Source organism: Olivibacter ginsenosidimutans (genome assembly GCF_039542865.1).
Classification (GTDB): domain Bacteria; phylum Bacteroidota; class Bacteroidia; order Sphingobacteriales; family Sphingobacteriaceae; genus Olivibacter; species Olivibacter ginsenosidimutans.
In genome coordinates, this window is the sequence record NZ_BAABIQ010000044.1 from 440,205 (window position 1) to 453,834 (window position 13,630).

At 43.1% G+C, this 13,630-nt stretch carries 8 protein-coding genes; 3 read left to right on the plus strand and 5 right to left on the minus strand.

Going from position 1 to position 13,630, the window contains the following annotated elements; all coding sequences use genetic code 11:
* Window positions 1–190: 190 nt before the first annotated feature.
* The 3 genes from ABD930_RS21325 to ABD930_RS21335 are packed head-to-tail and all read left to right on the plus strand — an operon-like array spanning window position 191 to window position 7,514.
* Window positions 191–3,367 (plus strand): SusC/RagA family TonB-linked outer membrane protein, encoded by a 3,177-nt coding sequence (locus ABD930_RS21325; protein ID WP_345235232.1) that lies wholly within the window; start codon window positions 191–193, stop codon window positions 3,365–3,367.
* On the plus strand, window positions 3,367–5,091 hold the full coding sequence (locus tag ABD930_RS21330; protein WP_345235234.1) for a RagB/SusD family nutrient uptake outer membrane protein: 1,725 nt from the start codon (window positions 3,367–3,369) through the stop codon (window positions 5,089–5,091). Before ABD930_RS21325 ends, ABD930_RS21330 begins: the two co-directional genes overlap by 1 nt.
* Before the next feature lie 20 nt (window positions 5,092–5,111).
* The gene (locus tag ABD930_RS21335; protein ID WP_345235236.1) at window positions 5,112–7,514 is read left to right on the plus strand and encodes a glycoside hydrolase family 2 TIM barrel-domain containing protein; all 2,403 of its coding nucleotides are present in this window, start codon (window positions 5,112–5,114) and stop codon (window positions 7,512–7,514) included.
* A 63-nt stretch (window positions 7,515–7,577) separates the two neighbouring features.
* Here ABD930_RS21335 and ABD930_RS21340 read toward each other — a convergent pair whose 3' ends face one another.
* The 5 genes from ABD930_RS21340 to ABD930_RS21360 form a co-directional block, all read right to left on the minus strand.
* Window positions 7,578–8,228 (minus strand): hypothetical protein, encoded by a 651-nt coding sequence (locus ABD930_RS21340; protein ID WP_345235238.1) that lies wholly within the window; start codon window positions 8,226–8,228, stop codon window positions 7,578–7,580.
* Window positions 8,225–9,055 carry an ABC transporter permease gene (locus tag ABD930_RS21345; RefSeq protein ID WP_345235240.1) on the minus strand — a complete coding sequence of 277 codons (831 nt, stop codon included), beginning with the start codon at window positions 9,053–9,055 and terminating at the stop codon, window positions 8,225–8,227. The genes ABD930_RS21340 and ABD930_RS21345 overlap by 4 nt, the downstream gene beginning before the upstream one ends.
* Window positions 9,052–9,906, minus strand: a complete 855-nt coding sequence (locus ABD930_RS21350) for an ABC transporter ATP-binding protein (RefSeq protein WP_345235242.1) — start codon at window positions 9,904–9,906, stop codon at window positions 9,052–9,054. Before ABD930_RS21350 ends, ABD930_RS21345 begins: the two co-directional genes overlap by 4 nt.
* Window positions 9,906–10,445, minus strand: coding sequence for a hypothetical protein (locus ABD930_RS21355; RefSeq protein ID WP_345235244.1), 540 nt, complete (start codon window positions 10,443–10,445; stop codon window positions 9,906–9,908). Before ABD930_RS21355 ends, ABD930_RS21350 begins: the two co-directional genes overlap by 1 nt.
* 134 nt (window positions 10,446–10,579) lie before the next feature.
* Window positions 10,580–13,498 carry a carboxypeptidase-like regulatory domain-containing protein gene (locus ABD930_RS21360; protein ID WP_345235247.1) on the minus strand — a complete coding sequence of 973 codons (2,919 nt, stop codon included), beginning with the start codon at window positions 13,496–13,498 and terminating at the stop codon, window positions 10,580–10,582.
* Window positions 13,499–13,630 lie beyond the last annotated feature (132 nt).

Consider the following 13,630-nt stretch of genomic DNA (forward strand, 5'->3'; position numbering starts at 1 on the left):
GTGTTACTTAAAACTTATCGCTCTTGATATTTACCCCCTTCTTTTTTTCAATTTACCCCTCACCGTTTCCGCAGCAGATGAACGAGATTTGCTTTCTATAAACACGGTCTTGTAACCAATAGAGGTTATTTTTTGCCAACCTATTTTTATTGTCAACATGACACGTTTATACTAACCATAACCATACTATATGATGAATGCAATGCTAAATCACACCAAACGAAGCGTTCAGCGCTATCTAACCTTAGCTACCTTAGCAGCCGCTCCATTCTTTTATTTAGGCCCAGTGCATGCCTATGAAAGGGACAAACTATCCACCGTTACTGTTAAGCAACAACAGTATACCGCCCATGGTAAAGTTGTTGATAACCAAGGACAGGCCTTGCCGGGTGTTAGTGTAAAGGTAAAAAACAGCCAAATAGGTACAAGCACCGATAATCAAGGTCAATTTAAATTACAAGTACCCAGTACAAAAGTTACCCTTGTATTTAGCTATATTGGCTATCTGACACAGGAGGTAGAAGTAAGTACCCAGGCGGCTGTGAATATTACGCTAGCTGCTGATGCACAAGCACTGAACGAAGTGGTCGTTGTAGGCTATGGCACACAGAAAAAGGCAACGTTAACCGGATCAGTATCAGAAGTAAAAGGAGCTGATCTCGTTAAAAGTCCGCAACCCAATGTTTCCAACTCGTTAGCTGGCCGTTTTTCGGGTGTCATTATCAATAATCGTAGTGGTGAACCGGGGTATGACGGCTCTTCCATTACAGTACGTGGCCAAGCCACTACCGGAAGCAATGACGTTTTGGTGGTTGTAGATGGAGTACCTGGACAGATCGGCGGATTGGAACGCTTAGATCCGGCAGATATTGAGAGCATCTCCGTACTTAAAGATGCTTCGGCAGCAGTATATGGAAACCGCGCGGCTAATGGGGTTATCCTGGTAACGACCAAGCGCGGGAAAAGCGGTAAGCCCACCATCAACTACAGTGGTAACCAAGGTTTCAGCTCTCCAACAAGGTTGCCCAAAATGGCTGATGCAGCGACCTATGCAACCTTAATGAATGAGATTGCCTACGATGCCAATCCGAACGGTGGCCTAAACCAAACGTATAGCGAAGAACAAATACAAAAATTTAGGGATGGCTCTGATCCGTTGCTTTATCCCAACACCGATTGGGAAGCAACGACATTAAAAGGTGTTGCCTTACAAAATCAACATAACCTTGCCGTAAGCGGCGGAACCGATGACCTCACCTACTTTATGTCTTTAGGCAGTATCTATCAAGATGGTATCTATAAAAATGGAGCTACCAAATACAAGCAATATAATTTTCGTTCCAATATTGATGCCCATATCAATTCACGTTTAACCGTCGGACTTTCCTTATCGGGCAGGCAGGAGAACCGTACATTTCCAATAGCCGGAGCAGGCGACATTTTCCGTTCCATTTATCGGGCAAAACCCATTGTAGGTGCTTACTATCCCAACGGACTTCCTACAATAGGAATTGAAAATGCCAATCCAGCTGTGATGGTAACCGATATCCCCGGTACAGTAGATAATCCTAAGCAGGTCTTTAATGGAATTTTGCGAGGCAGTTACCAAATCCCGGGTGTAGATGGTTTATCGGTAGATGGATTTTTATCGGTAGATAAATCGAACACGTTTAACAAGAACTTTAGTGTACCCTATCTACTGTACAGCTATGATGCCGCTAACGACACGTATAATAGTACCATCGTTGGTGGTAATAACAATGCCGCCACACTTACCGAATCCCACCAAAATGAATCCCTCATTACGGGTAATATCAAATTGAATTTTGAACGTAGCTTTGGTCTGCACAATATCAACGCATTTGTTGGTTATGAGCAAAGTAAGAGCCATTTAGAATATTTTGATGCCCAACGCTTTAATTACCTATCAACACTTCTTCCCGAGCTGTCTCAAGGTGGATCGGCTGCTACCGATTACCTGAACTCCGGTTATAGCACCAATTATACCCGCAAAAGTGTGATCAGCCGCATCGCTTATAATTATGACGAACGGTATCTATTTGAAGGGCAATTACGCGTAGACGGATCGTCTATCTTTCCAGAAGGTAAACGTTTCGGTTATTTCCCATCGGTATCTGCCGGTTGGCGCATTAGCAAGGAAAAATGGTTTGCAGACAAGGTTACCTTTTTTGATGATCTGAAATTACGTGCTTCTTATGGTACTTTAGGAAATGATAACGTTAATGGATTCCAGTATTTTGATAATTACGTGTTAGTAGGAAATGGTTTTGTAGCCTTATTAGGTGATGGACCTGTTATTCAACCCAATATTAACTTGGTTAAACTGGCCAATCCCAACATTACCTGGGAAGTCTCTAAAAAATTGGATGTCGGTATTAACGCTGCATTCCTCAATCATTTTACGGTAGAAGCCATTTATTTCCAACAAAAACGCTCCGATATCTTAGCCACGCGCAATGCTTCTTTACCCGGAACTTCGGGTATTGTTAATCCTTATCCAACCGATAGTAATATTCCTCTTGTTCCCTCCGAAAATATCGGTAAAGTGAATAACAGCGGTTTCGAGGCCACCTTAGGATATCAAAAAACAGGTGATTTCAGTTGGGGTTTATCCGGTAATTTCACCTATGCCAAAAGCAAAATTATCTTTATTGACGAGGCTGAAGGTGCAATAGACTACCAACGACAAACAGGAAGGCCTTTAAACACCTATCTACTGTACAACGCGATCGGCATTTACCGTTCGGATGCCGATTTGGAGCAATTCCCTCACGTAACAGGCACCCAGATAGGCGATTTAATCTATGAAGACTACAATAAAGACGGACAAATTACAGCAGACGATCAAGTACGTACACCCTATGGTAATATTCCACAAATTACCTATGGTTTCAGTTTCAACGCTGCCTATAAGCAATTTGACTTTTCCTTACTTTTCGCCGGTCAGGCTCAGGTAAGCCAATATGTGTTACCTGAATCTGGAACCGTTGGAAACTTTTACAGCAGCTGGGCGGATAACCGCTTCAACGCGGTCAACAACCCCAATGGCTCTTATCCCAGGGTATCAGAACGGGCATCAAGTGCCATTAGCGGTGGATTGTACAACAATACCTTTTGGCTGGATGATGCTTCTTTTCTGCGATTAAAAAATGTAGAGATAGGCTACAGTCTGCCACAAAGCTTTTTAAATCGTCTTAAACTAGGTGCACTACGTGTTTATGCCAACGGCTTTAACCTCTTTACCCTAACTAAAGTAAAAGGTTACGACCCCGAAGGCAATAGCGGAAGCGGACAGTTTTATCCGCAACAACGAATCATCAACATAGGTGCAAATCTTAAATTTTAATGGAGGGAAACAAGATGCTATCTTTTAAACACTATATGCTATACGCTGCTTCAGCAATTGCTTTTTTTGCAGCATGTAAAAATGACTTAACGGTTACGCCTACGGACCGCATATCCACTTCATCTATCGAATCGGATACCGTTTTATTAGAGGCTTACATCACCAACCGCTACCTAGGAGCCCGACTACAAGACAAAGAAGGTGAAGGTACGGATCCAGGTTTTGGAAGGGGTTTTGAATACGGATTATGGTCGTCGCTAACCGACGAATCGATGTACACTAACGATGACAATACGTGGTTGATCCAACGCGGACAGTTATCCCCCGAGAACACGGGCATCGCCGGCACATTTTGGGCGAGGAGCTACCGTAGTATTCGCGAATGCAACTATGCACTTAAAACCTTATCAGCAATCGAAATGAGTGAAGCACATAAGACTCGTTTACAAGGTGAACTGCAATTTATTCGAGCTTTCCGCTACCACGATCTCATTCGTAATTACGGTCGGGTAGTCTTATTGAGCGATACCGTATACAACTTAAGCGACAATCTGCAAGATCCAGCTTTATTTGATCGGAAGAGTATCGCCGAAGGTGTCCAATATGTGGCAGATCAATTGACCGAGGCTGCCGAAAAGTTACCATTAGACAATGGAGCCGGTTGGCTCCAAGGTCGTGCCACTAAAGGTGCTGCTCTTGCGCTCAAATCTAGAATATTGCTTTATGCCGCCAGCCCATTATACAACGCCGGAACATGGGACGCAGCTGCACAGGCAGCACTAGAGGTAATTGCATTGAATAAGTACAGCCTATATACCGGTGGGTATGCCAAGCTATTTATCACCAATGACAATTCGGAAACGATTTTTGCCCGTTACTATACCAAAAATGCGAATCATGTGCACTTAGAGATTGCTAATGGCCCTAATGGATATGGGGGTTGGGGAGGCAATACCCCCCTTCAAAACCTTGTTGATGCCTACCAGATGACCAATGGTTTAGCTCCTTTCAATGAAGATGGAACCGTAAACACGGCTTCTGGCTATGATCCTGCAAATCCGTATAAAAATCGGGATCCGCGTTTTACAGCCAGTATTCTTTACAATGGAACAACTTACCGGGATCGAACAATAGAAACATTCACACCCGGTGGGAAAGACAGCAAAGACGGAACCGATAATTGGAATACGAGTAAAACAGGCTACTATTTACGTAAATTCATAAACGACGATTATCCCATCGTCAATCCTTGGGGCAACGCGGGCTTCCAGCCATGGAACTATTTCCGATATGCAGAAATCCTACTTAACTTTGCCGAAGCAGCAAATGAAGCATATGGCCCTGATGTTGTTCCCGCTGGTGCTTCGATGAGTGCCCGACAAGCACTTAATCTCGTTCGGAGCAGACCGGGAGTCGATATGCCAGCTATAGCCGCAGGACGTTCACAAACGCAGTTTCGCGATGATGTTCGCTATGAACGGCGTGTGGAACTCGCTTTCGAAGAACACCGTTTTTACGATGTAAGACGCTGGAAAATCGCTGAAACGACAGAAAATATACCTGCCTATGGTATCGAAATTACCAAGAATGGCAGTACGTTGACATATACACGGAAGGAAGCCTTATCCGGTCGCTTATTCCAAACCAAGCATTATTGGCTGCCCATTCCCCGAACAGAAATTCAAGCATCCAATAATCAATTAGAACAAAATCCAGGTTACTAAAACAACTCGCTAACGTTGAAATGATGAAACAACTTATCGGCATACTACTAGGATTATTACTTTCCATATCCGTTAGTGCACAACCAGATAAAATATTATTTAACGATCAGTGGTTGTTCCATTTAGGTGATCTGGCCCATGCCTCAAATCCTACATTTGATGACCAAGACTGGCAGTCCGTTCGGTTACCACACGATTGGAGTGTAGCTGGACCATTTTCGGCACAATGGGCTAGCGCTACCGGATATTTACCCGGCGGCATTGGCTGGTATAGAAAAACCTTTGAGCTTCCAAAGGGATCAACGAACGATCATTGGACTATCTATTTTGATGGCGTTTATAAAAATGCTGAAGTATGGATCAATGGACATTATTTAGGTAAAAGGCCTAATGGCTTTGTTTCTTTTTACTATGATTTAAGTCCCTATCTTTTGGCAAACGGTAAAAATGTGCTGGCCGTAAAAGTAGATCATAGCCAATTTGCCGATTCGCGTTGGTATACCGGTTCAGGTATTTACCGCAACGTATATTTGATCCATTATAAACCTGTACATATTGCAACTTGGGGAGTAGCATTTGCTACTCCTAACATCAATAAACAGCACGCTGAAAGCGCTGTAGACGTTAAGGTGATGAATCAATCGGCTCATAACACACCTATTGCGGTGACCGTAGCCTTGCAAGATGCTACCGGTAACCTAGTTGCCCAACAACAGGTACAAGAACAACTCTTAGCCAACGATGCTAAACAGATAAGCACGAAGCTTGTCGTTCATCAACCTCAACAATGGTCGGTTGATCAGCCCTATTTGTATACGTTATCCGTGAGCGTTTCGATAAACGGACAATTAAGCGATAGCTACGAAGAAAAAGTAGGTTTCCGAAGCATTCGTTTTGACGCACGGGATGGCTTTTTTCTGAATGAGCGGAACATGAAACTAAAAGGCGTATGTATCCATGACGATGCCGGAGCGTTAGGTGTTGCTACAAACGAACAGCTATGGCGCCATCGTTTGCAGACCTTGAAAGCAGCTGGTGTCAATGCCATCCGGATGAGCCATAACCCACATGCAGACTTCTTTTACACGCTTTGTGATGAACTTGGATTACTTGTAATGGATGAAGCGTTTGACGAATGGGAATTTGGAAAAAACAAATGGATGGCCGGTTGGAATGTAGGTAAACCGGGTAAAGATGGGTATCATGAATATTTTAAAGAATGGGCAGAAAGAGACGTGCAAGACATGATCTTGCGCAATCGCAACCGTCCATCCATCATCCTTTGGAGCATAGGTAATGAAGTGGATTATCCCAATGACCCCTATAGCCACGAAGTATTGAGCGAAGGGCGCAATCCGCAGATCTACGGAAAAGGTTATTTACCCGACCATCCGGCTGCCAGTCGGCTGAGCGAACTTTCGGCTAAATTGGTAAGCGCAGCAAAAGCCATCGATACGACCCGCCCCATCACTGCTGCATTGGCTGGTGTTGTCATGTCCAACACCACCGATTACCCCAGCAATATAGACGTAGTAGGCTACAACTATCAAGAATACCGTTATCCCGAAGACCACCAGCGTTATCCCAATCGCATTATCTATGGCAGTGAAAACGGCATGCAATACCAAGCCTGGTTGGCGGTCGATACCAATGCGTATATTTCGGGACAATTTTTATGGACGGGCATCGATTATCTTGGTGAAGCCGGCAAATTTCCCAGTAGAAGCAACGGCGCAGGTCTGATAGACCTAGCTGGTTTTCCAAAATCAGAATATTACTTCAGACAGAGTTTATGGGCAGAGCAACCCATGGTGTATATCGGTAGCTCAACCATACCCGATCGTGAGGATAACGGTATCTGGAGTCACAAACGTGCCGAACCCATTTGGAGTAAACAGTATGGTGATCAGCAACGTGTCACCGCCTTCACCAATGCCGACGAGGTTGAGCTATGGCTTAACGGAAAATCTTACGGACGTAAAGTCCGCAAATCAAATAAGCAAGGATTTCTTTGGTGGGATATTCCTTACCAAGATGGCACCGTCCTAGCCAAGGCCTATCGCTCGGGCAAGGCCGTTGCTCAAGACACCTTACAAACCGTCGGCCCAGCCGAGCGATTGGTCGCCAAAGAGCTTGTTCCTGCCCGCGAAAATCAGGTAAGAGCGATTTGGGTGCAGGCAGTCGATGCTGCTGGCAACCCTGTACTAGATGCACACAACAGCATAACCGTACACATCGACGGTCAAGTGCAGTTTAGGGGCATGGAAAACGGTAATCATCAAAATACCACCCCCTATCTTTCCAAAACGAATCAGTTATATGGAGGTAAAACGGTGATCTATATAGAAAAGTTAGCTAAAAATGCTGCTATAACCGTACAAATAAACAGCGATACATTAAAAGGAACTACTTTTTCGTTCTGATAAAGGGATGCCTCCTTGATCCCGCTATTTTAAGCGTGATCAGTTGCGCGTTGTGAGCCCCATCTATTCATAGATGCGATACTCTTTTATCCTTATTTTGATGACTCCCGTTTTCTTATCCTGCGCTTTCATTTGCTGTCGATCAATCTTTGTATCTTTTCCCATAAAATTAAAAGGGATCTTTAAGCGTTCGACAGCGAATGTTGCCTCTACATAATCAGGGAGGATATCGTTAGGCTTAGTATAGTGCATGCTCAATGTATACGAGCCCTCTTTACGGGTATTGATTTCCGATTGCATGATGCGTCTATTTTTTACATCCAGATACAAAGTAGCTAGAGCCAATTCCGCACGTTTATCGGTAGGGATGACATTGACTATTTTTAACGATTGTCCGTTACGCATTTCCGTTCCACGATCGACGGTAATGAATGGATATTTAAAAAGTTCATCAAACGAAAAATCCAGTCCGCGTTTGGGCAACATAACAAAATCCTCAGAAGAAAAGCGCGTCTGTTTTCCTTTTTCATAATGCATTTGAGCGGTTTTGGTAGGCATGCGAATAAAGGGAACATCCAGATCCAGCACGACGGTAGCCGTAAATTGCTGCACCGTATCCAAACGCTTTTTGACCTTCATCAAGTCGGCATCCACTTCTTGTGCCCTTCCTGCATAAGAGAGCAGTAGCAAACCCATTACCAGTAGTTTCTTCATCCAATATCTTGTTTACGAAATGCCCAAACACCTATGCTTGTTAACAACACGCCGTATCCCAATAGTACCGCATTATTGATCCAAACCGAGCTCCAGTCAATTTCATTATAGAAAAAAGCTTGCCACGTATCCATCAACTTCGGAAAGAAAAAATGATTAGCTATCGTAATGCCCAAATCCAATTTCAGCAACAGGTTGGTGATGATCAGAAACAAGGCAGCAGCAATCCATGTTTTCGCGGCTTCTTTGATCCAAACGGCGAGGGTGACACTTACCACACTATAAAAGAGCATTGCCACCGCTCCTGAAGCAAAAGCCCAGCAAATACGACGGAAAGCATCGGCAGCAGGGAAAAAATTTAGGGTCTGTAGATAAACAACCAGATCACCCTTCCCGAAGATACTATAAGCCAATGCACTACTACTTAATAGCATAAAAGTAATGATAAACAGGGTAAAACCAACAGCAACAATGTATTTCGCTCCAATGAATGAACCCTTATTAACTGCCTGCAACAAGGTTGTTTGTATAGTACCATCCTTATATTCATCAGTCAATATACCCGAAGTGATGATCATAATAATAAGCGGCACATTAAACCAAAGGCCGTTGAGCACGATATATAAAATCAAGTTGCCATTCAGCAAGGTACCCTCGAAGTAAAACGATTGTTTCAGGCTATCGAGCAGTACATCGAGGATGGTACTACCTTGATAATAGGCTGTTATAAAAATCAAGCATTCGATAAGAAAAACCGCACCCAAGGCATAATACGTTTTACTTTGCTTCGCCAATTTAACTACCTCTGCCCAAACTAACGTCTTCATATGGTAGGCTGTTTGATTAACTGTTCTAAGGTCAGTTCGGGTGTACAAGCTGTTACGCGTATTCCTTCGGTTATTAATGCTTGTAAAACATTAGCAATCTGGCTCGCCGGACAAGTAATTTTTACATCATTCATACCCATCACTGGTTGATAATTTCGGATAGCTCGGGCAGTGGTAATATTATCAGCTGCTATGCTAAAGCGCTGGATATGATCCTGAATGAGCTGATTAGTAAACCCTGCATTCACCATTTTCCCTTCATCAATTACATATAAAAAATGACAACATTTCGTAAGTTCGACCATAAGGTGCGAAGACAACAAAATACCGATATGATCGGTAAAAGCCAATTGTTGAATGAGCTGAATGAGGGATGCCACGCCGATGGGATCAAGTCCATTAAACGGTTCATCGAGCACCAAGTACTCAGGGTTGTTTAACAGTGCAATGGCAATGCCCAATCGCTGTTTCATGCCCATAGAAAAATTACGTACCGGATCGTTGCGGTCGACAGGTAAACCTACTTTTATCAAATGCTGCACAATATTGGCTTTATCTTTAGGCAAGCCTTGTATACCGGCAAAGATCCGGAGGTTATCGGCAGCGCTCAAATAAGGATATAAACCCGGTTTTTCGATAATGGCCCCTATCGGTTTAGCTCGCGCAACGTGCATAGACACTTTACCTGTATCGGGTTTGATCAGTCCACACAAGATTTTAAATAAAGTACTCTTCCCTGCCCCATTGCGTCCTAACAATCCATAAATCTGGCCGGGAGCAATCTGAATAGTTACGTTATCTAATACCTTTCCTGAGGGATAGGTTTTGCTTAGTTTCTCTCCTAGCAGCATTAAAGCGATATTTCTTGGTAAAGTTGTTGATAATTGAATTTCGGCTCGTAATATTTCTCCATAAAGGTACGCGACCAAAAGTAACGTTTGAACAAAAAGAACGGATCTTTTACCATAAATTGTGGAATGAAATGGAACCATTTGATGCCATGGCGCCGATAATATTGCAGTACTTCTTTTTCAAGTCCCAATTCCCTTGCCGCCACAATCACGGCATTGCGCTGGCATTTGGATCCACGGTAATGTTTAGCGATTTGCGGGGTAAAGCCATGTGCAAAAAGATGATCTTTCACACGTTTATAATTCTGGAAACGCGACCACGCATCCATGATCACCAGAAAGATATGGCTGAAAGCAAACAGCACGCACGATAACCACCATAGGGTAATGTAGAGTGATTCGTGGTAATATGCGTCTTTGAGTCGATTCCAATAAAAAACCGTTTCGAGTAAAAATAGTACCAAAGAGCAATGTAATAGCAATCCTACGTTCCAATAAGAAACAAACGTGTTTGGTTGTTTGGGCAGTAGATGATTCATATACTCGATGTGTATGTTATATGTTGTACGTGTTAAGTTGTCTGTTATTGTGCTAATATAGTAAATATCCGCATTTGCTATGTTCTTGCAAGTGTTAAATGACAAAGGAGTTGGGAAAAGCAGGGAAATCGAATTTACTCTTCTACTGTATACCGCAGTACCTTCCGCCCGAGTTGACCTTTACTGTTAAGTCCTTCAATCACCACACGATAGGTACCCGGCCGGCCAGCGTTAAAATAGCCAAAGCTGGTGCGACCAGTCTTATCTGTACGTAGATCAGGATTCCAATAAATCGTACTCCGCCGATCGGCTTGTTTCGCTTCTTCAGGGCCACGATCATAGCGTGGTGAATAAAATTCTCGTACCATACTAAAGCCCTGCGGTTTCAATAAGGTATAATCCCAATCGGGATTAGGGGGATAAATTAGGCCATCATAGGTCTCCACGTATAGAAAACATCGCGTGTCGATGTTCGTAAGCCCCGTAATGAAAGCGCCAGTGCCACTAAACTCTTTAATGTAAATGGCTTTAATATTATCGGGGTTAAAGGCTTTACGATCTTTTAGTAAGTACTCATAATTTAAATCTGCACTAGCAGGATCGTCCATATCGTAAGCACGGACAGGAAAGCCGTTATAAAGCAATTGCATTTCACGGCCTCCAGAGATAAGCACAGGTATTTGTAATCCTCCACCTTGCATTTGCAAATGCTGCTGGTGATATTGTGAGCCTGTTAGAATTCCAGCACCACTCGAGCCAGGGCCGCCTCCCACATTGATAGGCTGCATACTACTCGCATTGGCTCCGACCCCCACAATGGGTCGGATATTGGTTTGCCCTGCATCGCGACCTCGATTAACAAAGCCAAAGGTAATGCCAGGTACCCAACGGCGGATACACTCGAGCAAGTTTTTGCATGAATCACTTGCCTTAGGGTGAATCACATAATCCAATTGCTTCATCGGAATACTCAATCCGCGAATATTCAAATATTGATCTTTTTTGGCCGTGACCTCGACTTCTTCTAATTGATGGGTATCCGTCAACAATGCATCACTATCGGCAACCTGTTGTTTATAGCCCAGGTAAGTTTTCAACTTGCTCCCGTAGGCACTCATTGGATCAGGTATCTTCCAGAAGGTTAATGGCGCACGTGAAATTTCATCTAACTTAATTTCCACTTTATTACTGCCTTTTGGTTTACGCCCTTGAATTGTAAATGCAAGACTATCTTGAATCAAAAGATTATCGAAACGGAAATGGCCTTGAGCATCGGTTTCCGTATTCATAACGACACCCAATCGATTGGAAAACAGTGTAATTTTACCATCTTCAACCGGCCTACCACGAAGCGTAAGTAACGTGCCACTAATGTGCTGTAGTAAATGTTCAGCAGCGAATTGTGGTTGGGAATGAATTCCTTCTGCAATCTCCTTCCAAGCAAAGTGCCGATAGCCCTGTGTCATGAGCAATAAGTCTAAATGATCCCGTTTTTTGTTATCTACGGCATAGAAATAATAGTTTGGCGCCTCAATATACCCTCTTATATCCGATTGAAGTAACAATTGTGTAAATATCGTATTTTCTTGCTCATTGGCGATCGGCACTGCTTCCTCATCCGTTACAGATACCGAAAGACTAGTAAAAACCGCCGAAGTATCACCTTTAACCTGTAAGGGAATAGCCACTGAATCGCGTATCCGCGAATTTATCGCTGGAATTTCGATAAGCAAGCTATCTGGTTGTTCCAGAAAAGCGATGCGCTCCGCCACTGGTTGGCTCATACCATCAAATAGCGTAAATTGGTTGATCCCAGAAGGAAATAATGTTTTTGATAGATATAACTGTACCAAAGACCGTTGTTGATTTAAGGTTTCTGAAAATACGACTTTCCCGTTTTGCTGACCGAGCAAATGTACCACACCATAAACGTCGGGCGTTGCCTGTAAACGTATCAATACACTGTCGGTACCCGTATTACTATACACCGAAAGGGCATGCCCCGTAGTAGTTGCCTGAGGTAAAGGGTAAACAGCAGCTGTTCCATCTGGAAAACGAATATAGGCCTTGTAGGATTCACCTAATAAAGGAAGGAAACTAAACAATCCCATTCCTGCGTGTTGGGTATCCCAAGTAGTTATCATTTCGCCTTTGTGATTTTTAACTTCACCATGTACCGCTAAACCAAAACCATCTGCCCCAGTAACTTTAACGGCCACCCGTTGTTGTAAATTCGCTATTAATGTACCTCCTTCGGGGAAAAAGGCTACTTCTATACTATCGTTCTGCTGATGTATTGTAAAGTTTCGCTGCAATTTTACTTGATCGAGGGCTATGGTGCTTTGAATTCGGTAAACACTGTCTTCCATTATTTTCTGATCAACATCAACAAGCAAATCACCCTCTTCTGTCGTGATACCACGACCGGTATAATTGTGTTTACTGGTCTTTAACGTATAGTTTACCGGTGCATTTTTTACAGGTTCTGTCTTTTCTGTTTCTGTAAAATGTAGTCTGATCAATTTTTTTATGCCATTTTTTTGTGGATAAGATACCAATGAAGCGGTTCCTATAACGGCTTTTTCTTTAACGTTACCTACCGGAAAAACCCGTCGATAAAAAAATTCAGTCCCCGCATTGCGCATCCATTGGGTATAAGCTTGTATACGATAATTACCGGCATTTAGCTCATCAGACAATACCACACTTCCTTTACCCAGTCCATTCATTAAGGGAAGTTTGAGCGCATGGACCAAGGAATCAGCTTGATCGACAACATCCACATATACAGCACCGCTTTGTAGGGATGGCCGCTGATTTCCATCGGTTACATACACTTTAAACCAAATGGTATCGCCAACGGCATAATATGGTTTATCCAAATGCACATATACCTTTTCGATAGGTTCACGCGCAATCCAATCGGTTAACCGTTGCCCTAATTCTAGTTCTTCTGCCTTCTGGCCCCAAAGAAATATGGGAAACACCATTAATCCATAAAATAGAAAACAGCATCGTTTATACAGGGTTAAAGTAGGGCTTTCGTTCATCATAAAAGGTTTATATACACCAATATCCCTAAGATCAGCATTACAGTTATATAAAATTAGTTGTTTTTCTAGAGAAATAGAAATTCAACTAGCACGGTATTAAGCATCTGTTAACATCATTGAAAAAGCAGGCAT

Bases quoted from the DNA above. Each gene is read 5' to 3' on its own strand.
- ABD930_RS21325 (WP_345235232.1), top strand. From the start codon at position 191: ATGATGAATGCAATGCTAAATCACACCAAACGAAGCGTTCAGCGCTAT.
- ABD930_RS21330 (WP_345235234.1), top strand. From the start codon at position 3,367: ATGGAGGGAAACAAGATGCTATCTTTTAAACACTATATGCTATACGCT.
- ABD930_RS21335 (WP_345235236.1), top strand. From the start codon at position 5,112: ATGATGAAACAACTTATCGGCATACTACTAGGATTATTACTTTCCATA.
- ABD930_RS21340 (WP_345235238.1), bottom strand. From the start codon at position 8,228: ATGAAGAAACTACTGGTAATGGGTTTGCTACTGCTCTCTTATGCAGGA.
- ABD930_RS21345 (WP_345235240.1), bottom strand. From the start codon at position 9,055: ATGAAGACGTTAGTTTGGGCAGAGGTAGTTAAATTGGCGAAGCAAAGT.
- ABD930_RS21350 (WP_345235242.1), bottom strand. From the start codon at position 9,906: ATGCTGCTAGGAGAGAAACTAAGCAAAACCTATCCCTCAGGAAAGGTA.
- ABD930_RS21355 (WP_345235244.1), bottom strand. From the start codon at position 10,445: ATGAATCATCTACTGCCCAAACAACCAAACACGTTTGTTTCTTATTGG.
- ABD930_RS21360 (WP_345235247.1), bottom strand. From the start codon at position 13,498: ATGATGAACGAAAGCCCTACTTTAACCCTGTATAAACGATGCTGTTTT.